The following is a 22,513-nucleotide window of genomic DNA, read 5'->3' as shown; positions in this document are numbered from 1 at the left end:
AACTCCACGCTACCTGCGCCATAGGTACCCGGCTATCCATCCCAAGGTGGGATGTTCCCCCACCATAAAGGCGGATCACCCAGCTCCGGGCAGTTCCCCGCCCACCGGCGCTTCGGGCAATGGGCACACCTACCTGTAATATCTGCCCTTATGATTGAGAGTTTGACCCGATTGCGTGGCAGCCACCGTATGCTGCGCGGCGTCACGGCCGTGGTCGGTGCCGTGGCAGCCTCACTCGCCCTGACATCCTGTGTGACCAACGAGGAACAGGGCGCCCCGGAGGGGTGGGAGCAGATCGTTCCCGAACCGGTTCCGGAGATCGAGGCGATGGTGCCTGCCGCCCTGGCCGAGCGTGGTGTGCTCACCGCGGGTGCCAATCCCCCGTTCCCACCGTTTGAGTTCAAGGACTCCGACGGTGAGATCATCGGCGTGGAGATGGACCTGGCGCGCGCCATGGCCGGTGTGATGGGCCTGGATTACCAGCCCCAGGAACAGGATTTCTCCCTGATCCTGCCGTCGGTCCAGGCGGGCACCGTGGATATGGGTGCCTCCGGGTTCACCGACAATGAGGAACGCCGGATGAACTTCGACTTCATCGACTTCCTCTACGCCGGTGTCCAGTGGGCACAGAGCAGTGACCGTGAGGAGGACATCGACCCGGACAATGCCTGCGGCTTGACTATCGCGGTGCAGCGCACCACCGTCGCGGAAACCGATGATGTGCGCCCCAAGTCCGAGCAGTGCGTGGCGGAAGGCAAGGAACCCATCACGGTGCTGGCCTATGACACCGCCGATACCGCCGCCACCGCCCTGATCCTGGGCCGCGCGGACGCCCTGGCCGCGGACTCCCCCATCACCGCCTGGGCGGTGGCCCGCTCCGATGACCGCATCGAACTGGTCGGTGACATCTTCATGGCCGCCCCCTTCGGGTTTGCCCTGCCCAAGGAGTCCGAACTGACCCCGGTGGCGGCACGTGCCTTCCAGCACCTCATCGACACCGGTGATTACGAACGCATCCTCGCCCAGTGGGGCATCGAGGAGGGCCTGCTGGAGGAGGCACTGATCAATGAGGTGCCCCTCGACCAGCTCGCCGGTTAACACCACCTATCCCTGATTTTCTTCTCCACACACTTTCACCAGAAGGACACGTGACATGTCACAACCTGTTTCCCCCGGTGGGGCCACCACCCGGGCCACACCGAAACCCATCGAGGCCAGACCACTGCGCCACCCCGGCAGGTGGGTCGCCGCCGCGATCATCCTGGCCCTGCTGGCCTGGTTCATTATCGGCGCGCTCAACAATGAGGCCTACGGCTGGGACACCTACCTGACCTACCTCTTTGACACCCGCATCGCCACCGCCGCCCTGCACACCATTGCGCTCACGGTGTTGTCCATGATCATCGGTGTGGTGTTCGGTGCCACCCTGGCGGTGATGCGCATGTCCGGCAACCCGGTGCTGCAGGGTGTGGCCTGGCTGTACCTGTGGATCTTCCGTGGCACCCCGATCTACGTCCAGCTGGTGTTCTGGGGTCTGCTCGGTTCGCTCTACCAGACCGTGAACCTCGGATTCGCGGAGATTGATCTACAGAACTTCCTGTCCAACATGTTCATCCTCGCTGTCCTGGGTCTGGGTCTGAACGAGGCCGCCTACATGGCCGAGATCGTCCGTTCCGGTATCCAGGCCGTGCCGGAGGGCCAGATGGAGGCGTCCAAGGCCCTGGGCATGGGCTGGTCGCTGACCATGCGCCGCACGGTGCTGCCCCAGGCGATGCGCATCATCATCCCGCCAACCGGCAATGAGCTGATCTCCATGCTGAAGACCACCTCCCTGGTGGTGGCGGTGCCGTATTCCCTGGAGCTCTACGGCCGCAGCATGGACATCGCCTACTCCCTGTTCGAGCCGGTCCCGATGCTGCTGGTGGCCGCCACCTGGTACCTGGTGATCACCTCGGTGCTCATGGTGGGTCAGTACTACCTGGAGAAGCACTTTGAAAAGGGCAGCACCCGCAACCTCACCGCCCGCCAGCTCGCCGCGCTGGCCGATGCCGAAGGTGCCATCCCCGGCAACGTCAATGTCGTGCCTGATACGCCGAAGGAGAACAGATAGATGACCCCCCTCATGATCGACGCCCAGCAGGTGTGCAAGAACTTCGGCCGCCTCGAGGTGCTCAAGGGCATTGACCTGCAGGTACCCAAGGGATCAGTGACCTGCCTGATCGGCCCCTCCGGTTCCGGCAAATCCACCATGCTGCGGTGTGTCAACCACCTGGAGAAGGTCAACGCCGGTCGCCTCTACGTCGATGGGGATCTCATCGGCTACCGCGAGCGCGACGGGGTGCTCTATGAGATCTCCGAGAAGGACGCCGCCCGCCAGCGCGCCGATATCGGCATGGTGTTCCAGCAGTTCAACCTGTTCCCCCACCGCACCGTCATCGACAACATCATCGAAGCCCCCATCCACGTCAAACGCCAGCCGGAGAAGGCCGCCCGCGCCCGCGCAATGGAACTCCTCGAGCAGGTCGGGCTCGCCCACAAGGCCGACGCCTACCCCGTGCAGCTTTCCGGTGGGCAGCAGCAGCGCGTGGCGATCGCGCGCGCCGTCGCGATGGACCCCAAGCTGATGCTTTTCGACGAACCGACCTCTGCCCTCGATCCCGAACTCGTCGGCGAGGTGCTGCGCGTGATGCGTCAGCTTGCCGACGACGGCATGACCATGCTGGTGGTCACCCACGAGATGGGTTTCGCCCGTGAGGTCGCCGACCAGGTCGTGTTCATGGCCGACGGTGTCGTCGTGGAGGCCGGCACCCCGGCGCAGGTGCTGGACAACCCCCAGCAGACACGCACGCAGGAATTCCTGTCTTCCCTGCTGTAACGGGATCAGGAAAGCGGGAGGGCCCGCCGGGAGAAATCCCGGCAGGCCCTTTTATCGTTCTGCTTCTTCTTGTCCGTGAACTGTCGTGCACGGTTTTTCAGTATCAGATGTTCCTGGAGTTGTTCCGGGGTCATCTTCCACATCCGTCGGTCTCTGGCCACGCCCTCACCTCCTTTGCTCAAGAACACCCCACAACCTACCCGATCGCTCCGCTGATACCGCGGACCAGCACCACCACGGCACCCGCGGTGGCAATCATCAGGGCGATCCTGCGCGCGGTGGTGGTCGGAATGCGGGTGCTCAGCAGGGAACCCAGGAGGATGCCGCAGATCATGCCCCCGATACCGGCGGGCCACACCCAGACATCGGTGTTGTCCAGATCCGCTGCCCCACCGAGCACCTTCACCGCCACGGCGATGATCCCCGCCATGAGGAAGATCGGCTGGAGGGTGGCGGAGAAACTGCGCTGCTCCCAGCGGGTGGCCTGCGCATAGACGGTCAGGGCGGGGGCGGCGATGGCGGCCAGGGTGTTCATGAAACCGGCGGCCACACCGGCAATGAGTGGCGCTGCCCTGGTTCTCACGGGTGGGATGCGGGACTGTCCGAACGTCGACAAGCCCAGGGCGCACAGCATGAGGACGCCGACGCTGGCGAGCAGCACCGGGGTGTCGGCGACGGTGAGCAGCCAGGCGGCCGGTACGGCGCCGACCACCAGCACCGGGGAGATCAGCACGAACTGGCGCCAGTCCACATCGCGGCGGCGCACCACCGTGGTCATGGAGGCGTTGATGACAGCCAGGACATTACTGACCAGGATGCCCTCCACCGGTCCGAGGAGCACCGCGAGTATCGGGGCGGCGACCAGGCCCAGGCCCATACCGGAGACGCGCTGGACGCAGGCACCGAGCAGGACGATGCCGAAGATCGCCGCCGCGTCCACCGCTACTGCTGGGTGTACTTCTGCTTCACGGCGTCGACGACCACCTCGGGCAGCAGGCCGGAAACGTCCCCGCCGTAGCGGGCGACCTCCTTGCACAGCGTGGAGGAGACATAGCCGTACTTCTCGTCGGTGAGCAGGAAGAAGGTGTCCACACCCGACAGGCGCCTGTTCATCTGCGCCATGGGCAGCTCATACTCGTAGTCCAGGGAGCTGCGCAGGCCCTTGACCAGCGCACCGATGCCGTGGGCGGTGGTGTAGTCCACCAGCAGGGTGGCCCAGGTGTCCACCTTGACATTGCTCAGGTGCGCGGTGGACCGACGGATGAGATCCATACGCTCCTCGACGGTGAACAGGCCGGAGTTCTTGTTCGGGTTGGCGGTGACCAGGACGGTGACCTCCTCGAACTGGGCGGCGGCGCGGGTGATGATATCCAGGTGGCCGAGCGTGATGGGGTCGAAGGATCCGGGGCAGACGGCTTTCATGGGTTCTCCTGTTCGGTGTCGTCGCTGTTCAGCAGTTCCGCGTCGAAGACAGCCATGTCCATCCGGGCGGTGCCGTAGGTGCGCTTCTTGAGTTTCTGGGTGGTGGGCACGAACCAGGCCGGCCAGGCGGTCTCCGGGGAACCGACGTGGCGCTCGACGACGACGACCGCGCCGTCGAGAAGCTTCGGGGTCAGCGCGTGGAGCATCTCGACGACCGATTCATCGGCCAGCTCATACGGTGGATCAGCCAGCACCATGGTGAAATGCGCATCCGGTGCGGTGGCCAGATAGGTCGAGGCCTTCATCTCCACGACGTGGACATCGGGGTGGTTGACCACACCTGCATTGGCGCGGATGATCTGCGCGGCCTTGGAGTGGCTCTCCACCAGCACGACCTCATCGGCGCCACGGGAGGCGGCCTCCAGGCCGAGCGCACCGGAACCGGCGAAGAGATCGAGGACCACCTGCCCCTCGAAACCGAACCGGACCTGCAGGGAGGAGAACAGGCCCTCGCGTGCACGGTCGGAGGTGGGGCGGGTCCCGGACGGCGGGATCTGGATCTTACGGCCCCGGGCCTCACCGGAGATGATGCGGGTCTGTCCCATGATTATTTGGCCTCCAGGGTGAGTAGTTCATCGCCGCCGGTGACATCGGAGAAGTCATCGAACGCCACGGAGGCGACCACGCCGGGGCCGGGTGCCAGGATGGGTGCCTCGAGTTTGACCGCCTCCACCGTGCCGAGTTGTTCACCGGTGGCAACGGCATCGCCTTCAGCGACGAAATAGTGGACGATTCCGGCAAAGGGTGCGCAGATCTTCATGTGTTACAGACTAACGCAGAGTGACCTGAACCCGGTGCAGGGGTAAATGATTCAGGTCTTCTCCAGATAATCCTGATTGTCGCGGGCGATGTCACTGACCAGCGCCATGGCAGTCTGGGGGTCGCGGGCCACCAGCTCGGCGGCGTCCGCGGTGGCGCGTTCGATGATCTTCTGATCCGTGAGCAGCGACAGATACTGCAGTTTGGTGTCGCTGCCGGACTGCGAGGTACCCAGGATATCGCCCTCCTGCCGGACCTTGAGGTCCAGTTCGGACAGGGCGAACCCATCGGAGGTGTTGGCGATCGCCTGCAGGCGCCCCATCTGCGGGGAGTCGAGGGCGAAACCGGTGTGGAGCAGACACAGGGAGGCGAACCCACCTCGGCCGACGCGACCGCGCAGCTGATGGATCTGGGAGACACCGAAACGGTCGGCCTCCAGGATGAGCATGACGGTGGCGTTGGCCACGTCGATGCCGACCTCGATGACCGTGGTGGACACCAGCACATCGATCCCACCGGTGGCGAAGTCCCGCATGACCTGGTCCTTGGTCTCCGGGTCCATGCGTCCGTGCAGCATGCCGACGGTGAGATCACGGAAGGTCCGGTGCTGCAGGGTGTCGTGAATTTTCACCACACCGCCGTCGCCCTCGATGCGGGGACAGACCACATAGGCCTGGTGGCCCGCGCTGACCTCCTCCCCGATGCGTTCCCACGCCCGTTTCATCCACGCCGGTTTCTCCGCCGGGACCACCGATGTCTGGATCGGCCGCCTCCCGCCGGGCAGTTCCCGCAGGGTGGACACCGCCAGATCACCGAAGACGGTCATGGCGATGGTGCGCGGGATCGGGGTGGCGGTCATGACCAGCAGGTGCGGGGTCAGCCCCTCCCGGCCCTTGGTGCGCAGGCGGTCACGCTGTTCCACACCGAAACGGTGCTGCTCATCAACCACCACCAGGCCGAGATCGAAGAACTCGACGGTGTCCTGGATGATGGCGTGGGTGCCCACCACGATGTCCGCCTGCCCGGAGATCACATTGAGCAGCGCCTCCCGGCGCACCTTGGTGCTCATCGACCCGGTGAGCAGGACGACGCTGGCCTGGACACCCGCATCACCCAGGATGGTGGTGAGGCTGCGGGCATGCTGGGTGGCCAGTACCTCGGTCGGGGCGAGCATCGCGCACTGGCGGCCCGAGTCGATGGCCTGGAGCATGGCCAGCAGGGACACGATGGTCTTGCCCGAACCGACCTCACCCTGGAGCAGACGCGACATGGGTGTGCGTTGTTCCATGTCGGCGCTGATCTCGCGGGTGACGGTTTTCTGCCCCTCGGTCAGGGGGAACGGCAGCGACTCGATGAGGGCGCGCTGCTGCCCGCCGAGAGCCCGGGGGCACGGCGGGGCCTTGCGGGAGGCGGTGTCGGCGCGTCGCAACGCCATCACGGTGGCCAGGGACAGGGCCTCGTTGTACTTGAGGCGGTCCACATACGCGCCGGGTCCCTCCGCCCCGGGATCGTGGATGCCGCGCAGGGCCTGCTCGAAGCTGGGCATGCCGGGTGGGGTGTCACCCAGTGGTTCCGGCACGGGTGGCATGGTCTCCAGGACACGCTGGATGGCGGCCATGATCCGCCAGGTGGTCATCGACGCGGTGCCGGAATAGATGGGCAGGTACTCCCGCTCGACCAGGCTGCGGGCGACCTCCTCCACATCACCGTAGGCGGCCAGGGCCTTCATGCCGCCGGTGCCGGTCACCTTGCCGCCGGAGCCGGCATCGGGGATGACGATGAACTCCGGGTGGGTCAGCTGCGGCTGTCGACGGAAGAACTTCACCTTGCCCGTGAACATCGCCCGCACCCCCTGGGGCAGCAGTTTCGGGACATAGGGCGCACCGAAGAAGGAGATGGTCACCTGTTCGGATTCACCGGCGACGATGATCTTGTAGAGCAGCTTGCCGGTACGGGTATAGGACTTGGCGGCGTGGACCACCTCACCGACGACGGTGACCAGATCCCCCTCCTCTGCCGCACCCAGATCAACGCCGGAACCGTGGTGGGAGTATTTGCGCACATTGTGGCGCAGCAGTTCCCCGGCGGTGGTGTAACCGAGTGCCTTCTCAATGGCGCGGGCCTCCTTGACGGGGAGGATGTCCTTGAGCAGGCGGGTGTCATGCCAGCCGAGCATCTGCCTACTCCACCCCGATCTCCACGAGATTCTCCATTCCGGATGCCGGGTAGACGGTCAGATCCACACGGGAATGGGTGCCCAGGCCACGGCGGAAGGTGTCCTCGTCGAAGTCCTTCTCGCGGTCGCGGGCGATGAGCAGGGTCACCTGTTCCCCACCGCCGTCCAGCAGCCGCAGGCAGGTGCGGGACAGTGCATCGTTGAGTTCCTCCGCGATGAGCAGGATCTCCTGGCCGGAGAACGCCAACAGGTCCCCCTTGGAACAGGCGCCCGCCTGGGTGAGGGCGGCGCTGCCGGCCACGCGCAGCTCGGCGGTGCGCATCGCGCTGGCCGCCTCCGCCATGGCGTAGGAATCAACGCCTAAGGGTTGACTGGGGTCGTGGAGGGACAGGGCCGCGATCCCGGCGACCAGCGTGGAGGTGGGCAGGATGGTCACAGCCTGCTCGAAGGCGTGGCTGGAGCGCTCAATGGAGACCAGCTCCCGTTTGGTCAACAGACCGTTGGGCAGCAGGATCACCTCATCGGCCCGGGTGGCCCGGGCCGCGGCGACGATCTCCGAGACGATCTCATTGGACGGTTCCGCCTCGGTCAGTTCCGCGGTATCACGGGTGACCACGGTGGCCCCGGCGCTCCGGTAGAGATCCGCGAGTGAACCATGCGGGGTGACCGCGATGAGCACACGGCGTGGCACCTCAGTGGAGTGTGCCTCCGGGAGGATCTCCAGGCGCAGGTGGGTGACCTCACCGGCCCGGAAGGCCGCCTCGATGACCTCACCGGCCCGGCGCGAATGGATGTGCACGGTGCCGCGGGTGTCGGATTCACGGGCGATGAGCAGGCTGTCGCCGAGACCGGCGATCTCCTGCTGGAGCGCATCGAAGTCCTCGGCCTGCGCACAGGTGAGGTAGAACATCACCTCCAGGTCGCCGACCCTGCCGTGGGAGTCATGGTCGATGGTGATGGGCCGGGAGGCACCCTCCGGGGAGCGGGTGCCGGTCTGGGTGCCGGCGTCCAGACCACCGTCGGGGCCGGGGGCACCGGTGATCTGCTGCTGGAGGCTCTCCAGGAGGATGACCAGTCCCTGTCCCCCGGCATCGACCACCCCGGCCTCGCGCAGGACCTCGAGCTGGGAGGGGGTGCGGGCCAGGGCGGTGCGGGCGGCCCAGACGGCGTGGTTGACCACCTCGGTCAGCGATCCGTATCCCTCCTCCACGGCCTGTTCCGCGGCGATGGCGGCGGCCCGCAGGACGGTGACCACGGTGCCCTCGACGGGATCGGTGATGGCGCGGTCCACCAGGGACCGGGCGATGGACAGGGATTTCTGGATGGTGCGGCCGTCGACCACCCCGTCGGCGGCGGCCTGGGCGATGGCGCGCAGCACCTGGCTGAGCACCACCCCGGAGTTGCCGCGTGCGCCCCGCACGGAGCCGACGGCCAGGGCCTCGGTGATACGGGCGACGGTGGCGTCGGGGTCGAGTTTGCGGGCCTCGTTGAGGGCGGCCTCCATGGTGTGGGTCATGTTGGAGCCGGTGTCGGCGTCCGGGACCGGGAAGACATTGAGGGCGTTGATCTCCGCGCGACGGGCGGAGAGTTCCGCCACGGCCCTGCTCGCCCACCCGAGCACACCGGCGGCGGAGAGGGTTTCAGCGGGCACCTGCACCGGTGCGGGGGTGTTAGCCGGTGCCGGGGTCGTGCTGCTGAGGTCTGACATAGTGACTTACTTTACAGTCGCCAGTCGACGGGGGTGGCACCCAGGTCATCCAGCATCCGGTTGGTGGTGCTGAAGGGGCGGGAACCGAAGAAACCGCGGGACGCCGATAGCGGTGAGGGATGCGCCGAGGTGATGCACGGGGTGTCCCCGAGGAATTTCTGCACCGCCTGCGCCTGCCTGCCCCACAGGATGGCCACCAGTGGCTGGTCGCGCTGCCCGAGTGCCGTGATCGCCGCCTCGGTCACCGCCTCCCAACCCCGGCCCTTGTGGCTGTTGGAGTTGCCGGGTTGCACGGTGAGCACCCGGTTGAGCAGCATGACACCCTGGCGTGACCAGGGGCGTAGGTCCCCGTCGGTGGCGTTGATGCTCACCCCCAGGTCGGTGGCCATCTCCTTGAAGATATTGACCAGGCTGCGTGGCAGGGGCCGCACCCCGGGCTGGGTGGAGAAACACAGGCCCATGGAATGCCCCGGCGTGGGATAGGGATCCTGGCCCAGGATGAGCACCTTCACCTCCTCGAAGGGATAACTGAAGGCCCGGAAGATGTCCGGTTCGGGTGGGAGGAATCCGCGCCCGGCCTGGGTTTCCGCGGTGAGGAACTGCCCCAGGTCACGGATCTGATCCATGACCGGTTCCAGGACCTTCCGCCAGGAGGGGTGGATGGGCAGATCCTCGATGGTCCGCCACTGGACTGCTTCGGGGGTGGTGGGTTGTTCGTCGACAGGCATGGCGCCAGCCTAGAAGCTTTGCCAGCCCGATGCGTACGCCGGGGTTTTCTTGTCCACGGTGACCGGGTCATCGGGGCGGGGCTTTGTGACCTGGCCGATGGCACGGAAACCACTGGGGGGGTCGCCGAAGGTGGTGGACAGCAGCGTGTGGTCCTCCCCGCCGGCCAGGATCCACTCCCAGGGGTCACGGTCGAGTGCCTCGCCGGCGGCGCTGAGCAGGTCATCCGGGGCGATGGTGCCGGACTCGATGTTGATGCGCACGCCAGATTTCCGGGCCAGCTGGGACAGATCCACGATGAGGCCGTCGGAGTTGTCAGTCATGGCGGTGGCCCCGGCGGCACGCGCGATCATCCCGCGACCGGGGTTGAGCCTCGGTGCACAGTGGGCCTCCACCAGGGGGGTCAGTTCCTCCGGCACCCCGGCGCGCCCGAAACGCTGCAGCAGGGCCAGGCCGGCGGCGGAGTAGCCGATGCGACCGTGGGCGACCACGACCTGGCCGGGCCTGGCGCGGTTGAGGGTGAGTTCCGGCAGGGAGCCCCCCAGGGATCCCAGGGCCGTCACCGACAGCACCAGGGAGGTGCCGGAGGTGATGTCACCGCCGACGAGTTCCGCGGAGTACTCCTCCACCCGCTGACCGATGCCGCGTGCCAGGCCGCGGACGAACTCCACCGGGGTGTGGGTGGGGGCGGATAATGCCAGCAGGGCCGCGATGGGGCGGGCACCCATGGCCTCGATGTCGGCGAAGTTCTGCACGATCGCCTTCTGCCCGATCTCCTCCGGGGTGGACCAGTCCAGTTGGAAATGCCTGCCCTCGACCAGCATGTCGGTGGTGGCCACCGCGCGGGAATTGGGGGATGCGTGGCGTAGCACGGCGGCATCATCACCGTTGAGGGCGGAACTGGCCTGCTCCGTGATGACCCGGATCACCTCGAATTCTCCGATCTCGCCGACGGTGGGCCCGCCCTGCAGGTGTTCCGGGAATTTCACATTCGGCACGTCGGGGTCAGCTCCTCAGGCTTTTGGGGGAAATATCTACTGGTGATCAGTGTTTTCCAGTCTAACCACCCACGGGTAGGCTGATGGATCATGAGTGCCGAAAACAATAACGGGTCTGCACCCTCTCGTCCTGCTGGAACCACCACCGCGGGTGGGGCCGCCCGGGGGATGAACAAAACCCCCATCGTCATCGCCCTGGTCCTCTCCCTGCTGCTCACCACAGGGGTGCTGGTGGGTGCCCGTGTGCTGCTCGGCCCGGCGGGCCAGCAGCAGGTGGCGATGAGTACCCTGCCCGCCCCGGAGGCCGAGTCCGCAGAATGCGCCGCGCTCATCGAGTCCCTGCCGGATTCCGCCTTCGGGCACACCCGCGCCCAGATCATCGAGCCGGTGCCCGCCGGTGTGGCCGCATGGGCCAGTTCCGAGCTGGAGCGGGTGACCTTGCGCTGTGGTGTGGACATGCCGTTCCAGTACACCGAACTCGCCGAGACCGTCGAGGTGGACGGGGTGACCTGGCTGCCGGTGGCGGATGTCACCGCGGGGTCCTCCCTGCAGACGTGGTACTCCGTCGACCGCTTCCCCGTGGTCGCCATCACCGCCGATGACATGAGCACCGGCAACGCCGACAACCCGGTGGCCCCCTTCACCGATGCGGTGGGTGCGCTGGACCAGCGCGAGGGTGAGCCGTTCCCGGCGCCGCTGTCCCAGCTGGCCGCAAGCGGGTCCGGGGACTGCAGTGCGCTTATCGACGCCCTGCCTGCCACACTCGAGGTGGGTTCCGGTGAGGATGCGATCACCTACCAGCTGATCGATGATCCCGCCATGGCCGCCGCCGGTTACGGCGATGACGCCGTCGCCTGGCAATCCCCCGGCCTGGAACCGATCGTGATCCGTTGCGGCGTTGAGCCCTCGGAGAACTACGAGGCCGGTGCCGTCCTCCAGCAGATCAATGACATCCCGTGGTTCGAGGACACCATCCTGGCCACCGGCACCACCTCCGCCACCTGGTACGCCCTGGGCCGCGAGACGGATATCGCGGTGTCACTGCCGCAGTACGCCGGTGGCGCGCTGGTGCAGATCAGCGAGGCGATCGAGGAGCACGTCCCGGCTGCCTAGCTGGTCGCCCTGGCGAACGCAGGTAGGCTCCGGTGACAGCACACCCCGTCCCCGTTCGCACAAGGAAAGAACCAATGTCAGTACCGTTGAACATCCTCGACCTCGTGTCCATCTCCGAGGGCTCCACCGCCCGCGATGCCATCGCAGCCTCCATGGACGCCGCCCGGCTCGCCGATGAACTGGGGTATCACCGGCTGTGGTTCGCCGAGCACCACAACACCGTGAACCTGGCCTCCAGTGCCACCGCACTGCTGGTCGGGCAGGCGGCCTCCGTCACCGACCGGATCCGGGTGGGCTCCGGTGGGGTCATGCTCCCCAACCACGCCCCACTGATGGTCGCCGAACAGTACGGCACCCTGGCCAACATGTTCGGCGACCGGATCGATCTGGGTCTGGGCCGCGCACCGGGAACCGATGGGATGACCGCCCAGGCACTCAGCCGCTCCTCCGCCGAACCGCAGGCCTTCGCCGAGAGCATCTATGACCTGCAGGGATGGTTCAGCGAGGCCGGATCCTCCCACAGCATGCCGATTGTCTCCGCCGCCTCCGCCGGTACCGACGTGCCGATCTGGGTACTGGGGTCCACCATCAACGGCGCCGCCATCGCCGGACAGCTGGGCCTGCCGTTCTCCCTCGCCTCGCATTTTGCACCCGACCAGATCGATCAGGCCATCCGGGTCTACCGGGACACCTTCTCCACCGAGATGCCCACCGCGCAGATAGACAAGCCCTACATCATGGCCGGCATCAATGTCCTGGTCGCCGACACCGATGCCGAGGCCGAGCGCGAATTCACCGTGATCCAGCAGATGTTCGCCGACATCCAGACCGGGCAGCGCCGGAAGCTCCAACCCCCGGTGGATCCGGCGACCCTCCCCGGTGGCGGTGGGGCCCAGTCCATGCTGCAGATCCAGGCGGTGGGTTCACCGAAGACGGCCACCGCCCAGCTGGAGGAGTTCGTGGAGCGCACCGGCGCCGATGAGCTGATCACCGTCACCTACGCCTTCGACCCGAAGGTGCGGGAGCGTTCCCTGCAGCTGCTGGCCGAGGCATGGTTCCAGGGCGGGCGGTGACACCGATTGGCGGGGTGTCTCTGTAACTGCCGGTGAGGGACCCCATGAACACATGAGGCGACCACAGTCTCAAAGGAGGATCACCCCACGCAATCAGGTTTGACAAGCTGGGAGAGGGTGTTCCACGGGCGCAGGCGGCAAATTGGAGGGCTTGTTTTCACCGGGTGGTGCTGCGTTATTTTCCCCGATACCCCCGGTGCTGTGATTATTCCACCACACCCGGGGCCCACGATGGGCGGTGAGGGCGGATAGTGCCCTTCAAGTCCCCGCTGGAGGTGACTATCCGCCCTCAGCCCGCAGATGGGCGCCGGTTGTGGATGAATAATCGAATCAGGAGCTGACGGGAGTCGCCCGGCCACCTCTTCACCCGGTGATAGATCGTGGGGTGATCAGCAGCGCCCCACCCCGACAAAGCGAGGGAGAACCTCATCTATCTGGGAGGACTTTGCTAGTTGCTGGAGCGGTGCAGTGCCTGCTGGACGAGGACGTCGAGAAGCTCCTCGTAGCCCACCCCGGACGCAGCGAACATCTGCGGGTACATGGAGATCGGGGTGAAACCCGGCATGGTGTTGATCTCATTGAGAACGGGGCCGTTGGCGGTGACGAAGAAATCCACGCGCGCCAGACCCTCGCAGGCCAGGGCCTGGAAGGTTTCCACGGCCAGGGACTGCACCAGTTCAATGATCTCCTCATCAAGGGGTGCCGGGATCTCCGCGGTAACCACATTGTCGAGGTACTTGGTGTCGAAGTCGTAGAAACCACCCTCGCCGTCCTCGGTGCCGCGCAGCATCGCCGGGAGCGAGGCCACGATGCGGCCATCCGGGTACTGCAGCACACCGCACTCGACCTCGGGGCCGACGATCTCGGATTCGACGATGACCTTCTCATCATGCTGGCGTGCCAGGTCGACGGCAGCAGGAAGATCCTCCCACCGGCTCACCTTGGAGATACCGATGGAGGAACCACCCCGGGCGGGTTTGACGAAGACGGGCAGGCCCAGCAGCTTCTTCTCCGCGTCGGTCAGCTCGGCGCGATCACGCAGGATGACCTCACGGCCGATCGGCAGGCCCTCCGCGGCCATGAGCTTTTTGGTGAACTCCTTATCCATACCCGCAGCCGAGGACAGCACACCCGGCCCCACCACGGGGATGTCCGACAGGGCGAACATGCCCTGGATGGTGCCGTCCTCACCGAAACGACCGTGCAGCACCGGGAAGATGACATCCGCGGTGGCATAGAGGGACCCGTCGGCGAAGTGGAACTCACCGCGGTGGGCGGGATCCAGGCTGGGGCGGATCTCCTCCCGGCGCTGCACCTCGGGCATGGTGCGGTCGACCAGGCGCAGACGCTCCGGATCGGATTCGCCGACCACCCAGGCGCCATCCGTGGTGATACCGACGGGGATGACCTCATACTTCTCGGGATCAAGGTGCGCGATGATGGCACCGGCGGACACACACGACACCGAGTGCTCGGCGCTGCGGCCACCATAGAGAACGGCGACGCGGACTTTGGCGGAATTTGAGTTACTCACACCGGCAAAGCTTACAACGTTCTCTCACTCCGCCTTCTTCGACCTGCCCATCAGCGCGTCGACCATCTCCCGCACCGCCATCCCCTGATGGCACACCGCGTAGACGGCCTGGGTGATGGGCATCTCGACGCCCAACCCGACCGCCAGGTCATGGATGGACTGGGAGGAGATCACACCCTCGGCCACCTGACCATGGGTGGCCTCGCGGGCCTGCTCCAATGATTCACCCCGGCCGAGACGGTCACCGAAGGTGCGGTTACGTGACAGCGGCGAGGAACAGGTGGCCACCAGGTCCCCCATACCGGCGAGCCCGGCGAAGGTGCGGGGATCCGCCCCCATGGCCTCGCCCAGACGCGCGATCTCCGCGAGCCCCCGGGTGATCAGGGAGGCATTGGAGTTCTCCCCCAGGCCGAACCCGTGGGCGATACCGCAGGCCAGGGCGATGACGTTCTTACATGCACCACCCAGTTCCGTGCCGATGACATCGGTGTTGGTGTAGGGGCGGAAATACGGTGCTGCGACCGCAGCCTGCACCAGCTTGGCCCGGTTCTCGTCCTCACAGGCGATCACCGTGGCCGCCGGCTGGCCCTCCGCGATCTCACGGGCCAGGTTCGGGCCGGACAACACCGCGATCCGCGAAGGATCAGCACCGGTGACCTCCGCGATCACCTGGCTCATCCGCAGGTGGGTGTCCTTCTCGATACCCTTGGCCAGCGAGACGAGTGTGGCATCGGGGGAAATGAGATCCCTCCACTCCACCAGGGTGGTGCGCAGCGCCTGCGAGGGGATACCGAGCACCACGATGGAACACCCGTCGAGTGCGGCCTGAGCATCGGAGGTGACGATGACCGAGTCCGGCAGGGTGATCCCCGGCAGGTAGTCGGGATTCTCCCGGCTGGTGCGGATCGTCTCGGCGAGACTCTCGCGCCGGGCCCACAGTTGGACGGTGTTGCCGGCATCGGCAAAGACCTTGGCCAGGGTGGTTCCCCAGGAACCCGCACCCATCACCGCTACGGAAACCAACTGCCACACCCTTTCGATCACTACTCATTGACCGTCTCAGGGTATCCCATCGACTCTGCTCGGCGCAGGCCACTCTCCCTCGGATCTGACCATCGGGAATCACTGAAGACAGCAGATGTGAGCAAACACGCCGCGGCACAACATGCGATAGCCACCGTTGTGGTGAACAATGGATAAAATACCAGCAGGAAATGCGCGTGATTGCCCCGCAGGCCATGGAAACCAGCCGCCGGGAGGTTCTCACAACTACCCCGCACACTGTCGCGAAAGGTGAACCGAGAATGCCCAAGAAATCCCAGATGCCCCATGAGACGGACAAGGACCAGGACTCAGCCATGCTGATCAACGGTCGCCTGCAGAAGATCGGTTCCAAACCCACCCAGGAGTTCACCCGTCCCACCCTGGCCGCCGGTGCCGTCCTGTGGCGCGGTGACATGTTCGACCCGGACTCCATCGAGGTCGCCGTCATCCACCGTCCGCATTACGACGACTGGTCGCTGGCCAAGGGCAAGGTCGACCCGGGTGAGTCCATCCCCACCACCTGTGCCCGCGAGATCGCCGAGGAAACAGGATATGATATCCGCCTGGGCAAACTCATCGGCAAGGTCACCTACCCGGTACTCGACCGCACCAAGGTGGTCTACTACTGGACCGCCAAGGTCCTCGGTGGTCAGTTCGTGCCCAATGATGAAGTGGATGAGATCCGCTGGCTGCCCATCGATGAGGCCTGCGACCTGCTGAGCTACCAGGTGGACACCGAGGTGCTGGCCAAGGCGAAGAAACGTTTCCAGAACCCCACCACCACCCGGGTGCTCTATATCCGTCACGCCCGCGCCCATGCGCGGCGTACCTGGGCCGGCGATGACAACAAACGCCCCCTGGACAAGAAGGGGCGCCGGCAGGCGGAGATGCTCGTGCCCATGCTGCTGCCGTTCAAGCCCACCGCGATCTACTCCGCGGTCCCGGACCGCTGCCAGACCACTGCCCTGCCCCTGGCCGATGAGCTCGGTCTGGACATCGGGGTGAACAGGCTCTTCGGTGATGAGGCCTGGAATGAGAACCCCGAGGCGGCGAAGAAGCGTTTCATGGAGGTCGTCGGTGAGGGCGGTGTCCCGGTCATCGTCGGCCAGGGTGAGGTGATCCCCGGAATGCTGTCCTGGCTTGCAGAAAACGGTACCCTCCCCATCCCTGAGGAGGAACTGAAAACCAGGAAGGGTTCCGTGTGGGTGCTGAGCTTCCACAACGAGGTGCTCACCGGGGCTGACTACCTTGCCAGCGCGCTGCCGGTGAAATAACTCCGGTCTGAACAAACGGTAAGGGCCCCAGGATGGTTTCCACCCCGGGGCCCTCTTCCTATTGACTGCAGATCTACAGCGCGCTCGGCTTGAAGGCCGGGCGCTTTGCCTCGTAGGCCTCGATCTCGTCGACCTTGCGCAGGGTGAGGCCGACATCGTCGAGCCCCTCCATGAGACGCCAGCGGATGTAGGGGTCCACCTCGAAGCTGATCACGGTGTCACCGGCGACGACGGTCTGGTTCTCCAGGTCGACGGTCATCTCCAGGCCGGGTGTCTGTTCCATGAGCTTCCACAGCAGTTCAATGTCGGACTGCTCCATGATGCCGGTGAGCAGACCGGCCTTGCCCGAGTTGCCGCGGAAGATGTCGGCGAAACGGGAGGAGAACACGGCGCGGAAACCGTAGTCCATCAGGGCCCAGACGGCGTGCTCACGGGAGGAACCGGTGCCGAAGTCCGGTCCGGCGATGAGCACGGAGCCGTTCTTGTAGGTGTCCTGGTTGAGCACGAAGTCAGGGTCGTTCTTGCGCCAGTTGGAAAACAGGCCGTCCTCGAAACCGGTGCGGGTGACGCGCTTGAGGTAGACGGCGGGGATGATCTGGTCGGTGTCCACGTTGGAACGCTGCAGTGGGACGCCGACGCCGGTGTGCTTGATGAACTTCTCCACGGGAAAACTCCTTTAAGGTCCGTTTGATGGGGGTCGGGGTCCGGTTACAGATCCGCCGGTGAGGACAGTTTGCCGCGGACGGCGGTGGCGGCGGCCACGGCCGGGGACACCAGGTGGGTGCGTCCACCCGGGCCCTGACGGCCCTCGAAGTTGCGGTTGGAGGTGGAGGCGGAACGCTCACCGGGCTTGAGCTGGTCTGGGTTCATACCCAGGCACATGGAGCAGCCCGCGGTGCGCCACTCGGCGCCGGCCTCGATGAAGATCTTGTCCAGTCCGAGCTTTTCCGCCTCCTGCTTGACCCAGGTGGAGGAGGGAACCACCATCATGCGGATATCATCGGCGATCTTGCGGCCCTTGAGGATCTCCGCGGCGATCTCCAGGTCCTCGATGCGTGCGTTGGTGCAGGACCCCAGGAACACGGTGTCGATCTTGATCTCGCGCAGCGGGGTGCCCGGGGTCAGGTCCATGTACTGCAGGGCCTTCTCCGCGGCGGCCTTGTCATTATCGTTGGTGAAGTCCTCGGGATCCGGGACGGACTCGGACAGGGGCAGGCCCTGGCCGGGGTTGGTGCCCCAGGTGACGAACGGGGTCAGGGAGGAACCGTCGATCTCCACGACCTTGTCGAACTCCGCACCCTCATCGGTGGGCAGGGTCTTCCAGTAGGCCACGGCCTCATCCCAGTCCGCGCCGGTCGGGGCCATCTCACGGCCCTTGACGTATTCGAAGGTGGTCTCATCCGGGGCGATCATGCCCGCGCGGGCACCGGCCTCGATGGACATGTTGCAGATGGTCATGCGGGCATCCATGGAGAGCTTGCGGATGGCCTCGCCGCGGTACTCCAGGACGTATCCCTGGCCGCCGCCGGTGCCGATCTTAGCGATGATCGCCAGGATCAGGTCCTTGGAGGACACGCCCGGCTGCAGTTCACCGGTGACCTCGATGGCCATGGTCTTGAACGGCTTGAGCGGCAGGGTCTGGGTGGCCATGACGTGCTCGACCTCGGAGGTGCCGATGCCGAAGGCCATGGCGCCGAAGGCACCGTGGGTGGAGGTGTGGGAGTCACCGCACACGATGGTCATGCCCGGCTGGGTGGCACCCAGCTGCGGGCCGACGGTGTGGACGATGCCCTGACGCACATCACCCATGGGGTGCAGGCGGACACCGAACTCCTTGCAGTTGTCCCGCAGCGTGGACACCTGGAGGCGGGAGATCTGGTCGTTGATCTCCAGCAGGGAGCCGGTCTTGATGCCCTCGGTGGGCACGTTGTGGTCCTCGGTGGCCAGGTGCAGGTCCGGACGGCGCAGCTTGCGGCCGGCCATGCGCAGACCGTCGAAGGCCTGCGGGGAGGTGACCTCATGCAGCAGCTGCAGGTCGATGTAGAGGAGATCGGGTTCGCCGTTTTCTCCCTTGGACACGACATGGTCGCGCCACACCTTCTCTGCCAGGGTCAGCTTCTCCTTCGAGGAGCTGGCATCCACGGGGCTGGTCATGGAAATTCACCGTCCTAAACTGTGTGAAGTGGTTGAATCCGCGGGGTGACATATCCGTCCGGGGTGGGATGATCAGGGGTTTGAGGTGGCTAATTCCGCGCCGTGGAACCATGCCCGCCCAACCAGCCAAAATCCCACTCTTTGGGACAGCCGTTTCGCTTCATGGGATAGTATAGCGCACTCCCACCCCCATTTGTCACGCTGCGCGCATGATCACCGTTACGCCCGCGAATCACGGGGCCTATACATAAGGCGTCGACAAGCCCAGACAGGCCCACCACTGACGGTGTCCCACACAGTGGACTGATAGATTCGAGGCATGGGACAGCAAGAAGAACATGAGATCACCACGGAAAGTGGCATCAAGGTACTCGACCGGGCGGTGACCATCCTCAATGTCATCGCCGAACAGCCCCGCTCACTCGCCGAGCTCGCGGCGGCCACCTCCCTGCCGCGCGCGACAGCCCACCGCCTGGCCTCCGCGCTGGAGGTCCACGGCATGCTGGCCCGCTCCCGGGACAGCCGCTGGACCATCGGTGCGCGCCTGGCCTCCCTCGGGGCCCGCGGCACCGACACCCTCATCGACATCGCCGTGCCCATCATGACCGACCTGATGGAACGCACCGGCGAATCCGTCCAGCTCTACCGCCTCACCGGGAATTCCCGCACCTGCGTGGCCAGCCAGGAACCCTCCTCGGGGCTGAAAAACGTCGTCCCGGTGGGTACCCGCATGCCGCTCCACGCCGGTTCCGCGGCCCGGGTGTTCGCCGCCCACAACCCGGGCGTTGCCCCCGGCGCCTTCACGCCCGCCGATCTGGATCAGGTGCGCGCCACCGGCCTCGCGGAATCCGTCAGCGAACGCGAGGTGGGCCTGGCCAGCCTCTCCTGTCCCGTCTTCGACTCCAACGGTTCCATGATCGCCGTGCTGTCCATCTCGGGCGCGGCCGAGCGCCTGCGCCCCCACCCCGCAGCCCTGTGGGGAACCGAGCTTATCGACGCCGCCGACCGCCTCGGTGCTCTGCTGTAGATTGTGCGCGTAGCGGTCGCACATCTGCTCTACACTGTGTCCATGAAACGCACTCCTGCTGCCCTGACCGCAGCGTTCACCCTCACCGCCGGCACCGCCAACCTGGTTCCCGCCTCTGCGCAGGACACGGGCAGCTCCGCAGGTCTCAGCTCCTATCTGATGCCTCAGCACGGTGACTGTTCCCCACACCTGTTCAACGAGGCCCTCCCGGAGTGGCGGGGGTCCGACCGCACCTCCGTTGTCTACTGCGACAACCAGTTCGCGTGGGTGGGCCAGTACCAGACCGACTGGTTGGAGGCTTTTGAATTCCAGGATGGCCGGTGGTGGCCCGTGGAACACGCCGGCACCACCCAGACCGGACTGCTCCGGGGTTGCTACAGCAACACCGACCTGCGCAGCAGGGGTGCCTCAGAGCATTTCATCTCGCTCGTGCCCATCTGCACCCCGGAGGAGCTGGGGCGTTAACCGGCATCAGAGAAGCTGCAGCCGCCGCACCAGCTCGCCGAGCTCATCGGTGAGCTGGTTGCGCCCCACCCGTGCCACCGCCACGCGGTGGATCTGCGCATACCACCACTGGTTCTCCTCCCTGGTGGAGTTGAACCTCTCCCACAACCGCTCGCCGATGACCTCATGATCATCAAAGATGGACATGAGGTTGTGGGTCTTGTCCGCCAGGCTGATGAGTACGGCATCGCGGTCGGCGTGGTGTTCGAGATGGTTGAGGTAGGCCTCCGAGCGGTCCCGCCACCGGGGCAGGGAATCGTCCTTGGTCAGATCGCGCACCAGCCGCAGCACCCGGGCCCCGAAGTCCGCCTCCAGATGCCCGGCGGAATAATGCTCGGGGACATCCTCCAGGGTGTCATGCAGGAGGCCCGCGATGAGCACATCCTCATCATCGGTCACCGACCTCAGCAGGTGCATGACGGAGAACAGATGCGTGATGTAGGGGATCCCACTGCCCTTGCGGACATGATCACGGTGTGCCACGGCGGCCACGGTGATCGCCCGGCGCAGCCTGGGGGTGAGTATGCTCATGTGGGCCAGACTAATGCAGCGTTCCTAGGCCCGGGAACGCAGCCACCGGGACCACCCCAGGGTGACCACGCCAATGAGCATCGCCGCCGCCCCCATGAGGAGGAGGTAACGGGCTTCCGCGGTCGCGGAGGTGGGGTCATAGAGGGTCGACAGGGATCCCGCGGCCGAGGTGCCGATCGCGATGGTGAGGAAATACAGGGCGGAGAATCTGGTCGCGAATGCCCGTGGTGCGTGGGTGGAGGTCGAGGCCATACCCACCGGCCCGATGAACAACTCGCCCAGGGTCATCACGGCAATGGTGAGGGCCAGCGCCATGAACGGGGTGGAGCCGGGGCCACCGCCCACAAACGGCAGCAGGATGAGCATGGCCGAACCCGCCAGTATCACGCCACCACCCATCTTGGTCGACGCGTGGGGATCACGGTCTCCCCGGCGGGAGAGGAGGTAGGCCAGGGGAAAGGTGAAGAGCAGGATGAACAGGGGGTTCAGTGACTGTGTCCAGGCAGCGGGGATCTCCCAGCCGAGGACCTCGCGGTTGAGGCGGAGATCGGAATACACAGCGAGCACACCATAGATCTGGGCCTGTAGTGCCCAGAAGGCCACGGAGGCCAGCGCGAGCGGAAGGAAGGCCACGACCCGGCGTCGTTCAGCTGCGGTGACCTGCGGGGATCGGAGGATCTGCAGGACGAGCACGAGCGCAACGGTCACCGTGCCCATGAGCAGGACATGGGACAGCATGCCCGGTGGCAGGATTCCGGTGCCCAGGACCCCGGCCACCAGGGCCGTGGCGATCACGGTGACCGTCAGGGTGGTCACCCTCCCCGCAGGACTGAGGGGCTGGGCGGGGGCGCGTATGGAGCCCCGGACCTCCTCCGGCAGGGATTCCAGCATGCCCGGGCGCATCCGCAGATAGGAGAGCAGACCGATGAGCATGAGGACTGCCGCGGCGCCGAAACCCACATGGTAGCCATGGTGGACCGCCAGCCATCCGGTGAGGAGTGGACCCAGGAAGGCGCCGATGTTGATGCCGAGGTAGAAGTACTGGAACCCCACGCTCCGCTTCCCCGAGGTGGCCGGGTAGGAACCTCCCAGGATGGTGATCGCCGCGGTCTTGAGGAATCCGGAGCCCAGGGCGATGAGGATCAAGCCCACCGCGAGGCCGGGATACCCCGGGATGACAGACAGACCCAGGTGGCCGATGACCAGGGCGACCGCCCCACCCAGGAGGGTTTTCTCCGCGCCGAGCAGACGGTCGCTGATCCAGCCCCCGGCGAAGGTACACAGGTAGAGGAAGGCCCCGTAGGCACCCACCACGGCGGTGGCATGGTGGGTTTCCATCCCCAGTCCGCCGTCGCCCACCCGGGCGTAGAGATAGTACGCGAGGATGGCCTGCATGCCGTAGAAGCTGAAACGCTCCCACATCTCGATGGTGACCATCGCGGGCATGGAGCGGGGATGCCTCACCGGCACAACCCGAGTTGAACGGTGTTCAATTATGTTCATGGTGAGACATTATGCACCCTCACGCCCCGCAG

General features: G+C 65.7%; 22 protein-coding genes. 8 read left to right on the top strand and 14 right to left on the bottom strand.

The window, feature by feature from the left end; genetic code table 11:
- Nucleotides 1–189 precede the first annotated feature (189 nt).
- From CE_RS07240 to CE_RS07230, 3 genes are read left to right on the top strand one after another with little or no spacing between them, the layout of a single operon-like run.
- On the top strand, nt 190–1,098 hold the full coding sequence (locus CE_RS07240) for an ABC transporter substrate-binding protein (RefSeq protein WP_006769408.1): 909 nt from the start codon (nt 190–192) through the stop codon (nt 1,096–1,098).
- Nucleotides 1,099–1,153: 55 nt separating this feature from the next.
- Entirely contained in the window at nt 1,154–2,110 is a 957-nt protein-coding gene (locus CE_RS07235) for an amino acid ABC transporter permease (protein WP_006769407.1), read from the top strand.
- Complete coding sequence (locus CE_RS07230; protein ID WP_006769406.1) at nt 2,111–2,875, top strand: amino acid ABC transporter ATP-binding protein; 765 nt, start codon at nt 2,111–2,113, stop codon at nt 2,873–2,875.
- A gap of 196 nt (nt 2,876–3,071) precedes the next feature.
- On the opposite strand, the gene CE_RS07220 is transcribed toward CE_RS07230, so the two are convergent.
- Genes CE_RS07220 through CE_RS07185 form a run of 8 tightly spaced genes read right to left on the bottom strand, consistent with a single transcriptional unit; the run spans nt 3,072 to nt 10,724 of the window.
- Entirely contained in the window at nt 3,072–3,815 is a 744-nt protein-coding gene (locus CE_RS07220; protein WP_006769404.1) for a sulfite exporter TauE/SafE family protein, read from the bottom strand.
- A gap of 2 nt (nt 3,816–3,817) precedes the next feature.
- Nucleotides 3,818–4,297 (bottom strand): pantetheine-phosphate adenylyltransferase, encoded by a 480-nt coding sequence (gene coaD, locus CE_RS07215; protein ID WP_006769403.1) that lies wholly within the window; start codon nt 4,295–4,297, stop codon nt 3,818–3,820.
- Nucleotides 4,294–4,902 (bottom strand): RsmD family RNA methyltransferase, encoded by a 609-nt coding sequence (locus CE_RS07210; RefSeq protein ID WP_006769402.1) that lies wholly within the window; start codon nt 4,900–4,902, stop codon nt 4,294–4,296. The genes coaD and CE_RS07210 overlap by 4 nt, the downstream gene beginning before the upstream one ends.
- A 2-nt stretch (nt 4,903–4,904) precedes the next feature.
- Nucleotides 4,905–5,117 carry an acetyl-CoA carboxylase biotin carboxyl carrier protein subunit gene (locus tag CE_RS07205; protein WP_006769401.1) on the bottom strand — a complete coding sequence of 71 codons (213 nt, stop codon included), beginning with the start codon at nt 5,115–5,117 and terminating at the stop codon, nt 4,905–4,907.
- A 51-nt stretch (nt 5,118–5,168) separates the two neighbouring features.
- Nucleotides 5,169–7,292 carry an ATP-dependent DNA helicase RecG gene (locus CE_RS07200; protein WP_006769400.1) on the bottom strand — a complete coding sequence of 708 codons (2,124 nt, stop codon included), beginning with the start codon at nt 7,290–7,292 and terminating at the stop codon, nt 5,169–5,171.
- A 4-nt stretch (nt 7,293–7,296) separates the two neighbouring features.
- Nucleotides 7,297–9,000 carry a DAK2 domain-containing protein gene (locus CE_RS07195; RefSeq protein WP_006769399.1) on the bottom strand — a complete coding sequence of 568 codons (1,704 nt, stop codon included), beginning with the start codon at nt 8,998–9,000 and terminating at the stop codon, nt 7,297–7,299.
- A gap of 11 nt (nt 9,001–9,011) precedes the next feature.
- Nucleotides 9,012–9,728, bottom strand: coding sequence for a uracil-DNA glycosylase (locus CE_RS07190; RefSeq protein WP_006769398.1), 717 nt, complete (start codon nt 9,726–9,728; stop codon nt 9,012–9,014).
- A gap of 9 nt (nt 9,729–9,737) precedes the next feature.
- Nucleotides 9,738–10,724, bottom strand: a complete 987-nt coding sequence (locus CE_RS07185) for a thiamine-phosphate kinase (RefSeq protein WP_006769397.1) — start codon at nt 10,722–10,724, stop codon at nt 9,738–9,740.
- Nucleotides 10,725–10,892: 168 nt separating this feature from the next.
- Between CE_RS07185 and CE_RS07180 the strand changes: the two genes are divergently transcribed.
- A complete protein-coding gene (locus tag CE_RS07180; RefSeq protein WP_006769396.1) occupies nt 10,893–11,837 on the top strand; it encodes a DUF3515 domain-containing protein in 945 nt (314 codons plus the stop codon).
- A gap of 74 nt (nt 11,838–11,911) precedes the next feature.
- The gene (locus tag CE_RS07175; RefSeq protein WP_006769395.1) at nt 11,912–12,910 is read left to right on the top strand and encodes an LLM class flavin-dependent oxidoreductase; all 999 of its coding nucleotides are present in this window, start codon (nt 11,912–11,914) and stop codon (nt 12,908–12,910) included.
- Between the two features lie 448 nt (nt 12,911–13,358).
- Here the strand turns inward: CE_RS07175 and CE_RS07170 are convergent, their stop codons facing one another.
- Complete coding sequence (locus CE_RS07170) at nt 13,359–14,444, bottom strand: D-alanine--D-alanine ligase family protein (protein ID WP_011075442.1); 1,086 nt, start codon at nt 14,442–14,444, stop codon at nt 13,359–13,361.
- Between the two features lie 24 nt (nt 14,445–14,468).
- Entirely contained in the window at nt 14,469–15,488 is a 1,020-nt protein-coding gene (locus CE_RS07165) for an NAD(P)H-dependent glycerol-3-phosphate dehydrogenase (protein ID WP_006769393.1), read from the bottom strand.
- 260 nt (nt 15,489–15,748) lie between these two features.
- On the opposite strand from CE_RS07165, the gene CE_RS07160 reads away from it, so the two are divergent.
- Nucleotides 15,749–16,762 (top strand): NUDIX hydrolase, encoded by a 1,014-nt coding sequence (locus CE_RS07160; RefSeq protein ID WP_035109526.1) that lies wholly within the window; start codon nt 15,749–15,751, stop codon nt 16,760–16,762.
- A gap of 73 nt (nt 16,763–16,835) precedes the next feature.
- On the opposite strand, the gene leuD is transcribed toward CE_RS07160, so the two are convergent.
- Both leuD and leuC read right to left on the bottom strand, forming a co-directional pair.
- A complete protein-coding gene (gene leuD / locus CE_RS07155) occupies nt 16,836–17,426 on the bottom strand; it encodes a 3-isopropylmalate dehydratase small subunit (protein ID WP_006769391.1) in 591 nt (196 codons plus the stop codon).
- Nucleotides 17,427–17,470: 44 nt separating this feature from the next.
- The gene (gene leuC, locus CE_RS07150; protein ID WP_006769390.1) at nt 17,471–18,916 is read right to left on the bottom strand and encodes a 3-isopropylmalate dehydratase large subunit; all 1,446 of its coding nucleotides are present in this window, start codon (nt 18,914–18,916) and stop codon (nt 17,471–17,473) included.
- Nucleotides 18,917–19,235: 319 nt separating this feature from the next.
- Between leuC and CE_RS07145 the strand changes: the two genes are divergently transcribed.
- Together CE_RS07145 and CE_RS07140 are read left to right on the top strand one after the other, a co-directional pair.
- A complete protein-coding gene (locus CE_RS07145; protein WP_011075441.1) occupies nt 19,236–19,943 on the top strand; it encodes an IclR family transcriptional regulator in 708 nt (235 codons plus the stop codon).
- 42 nt (nt 19,944–19,985) lie between these two features.
- Nucleotides 19,986–20,408 carry a hypothetical protein gene (locus CE_RS07140; RefSeq protein ID WP_006769387.1) on the top strand — a complete coding sequence of 141 codons (423 nt, stop codon included), beginning with the start codon at nt 19,986–19,988 and terminating at the stop codon, nt 20,406–20,408.
- A 6-nt stretch (nt 20,409–20,414) separates the two neighbouring features.
- Here the strand turns inward: CE_RS07140 and CE_RS07135 are convergent, their stop codons facing one another.
- Nucleotides 20,415–20,978, bottom strand: a complete 564-nt coding sequence (locus CE_RS07135) for an HD domain-containing protein (protein WP_006769386.1) — start codon at nt 20,976–20,978, stop codon at nt 20,415–20,417.
- 24 nt (nt 20,979–21,002) lie between these two features.
- Nucleotides 21,003–22,481, bottom strand: coding sequence for a peptide MFS transporter (locus CE_RS07130; protein WP_035109523.1), 1,479 nt, complete (start codon nt 22,479–22,481; stop codon nt 21,003–21,005).
- Nucleotides 22,482–22,513 lie beyond the last annotated feature (32 nt).

The sequence above is a fragment of the Corynebacterium efficiens YS-314 genome, from assembly GCF_000011305.1.
In the GTDB taxonomy this organism is placed as follows: domain Bacteria; phylum Actinomycetota; class Actinomycetes; order Mycobacteriales; family Mycobacteriaceae; genus Corynebacterium; species Corynebacterium efficiens.
This window is presented reverse-complemented; position numbering and strand designations above follow the sequence as displayed.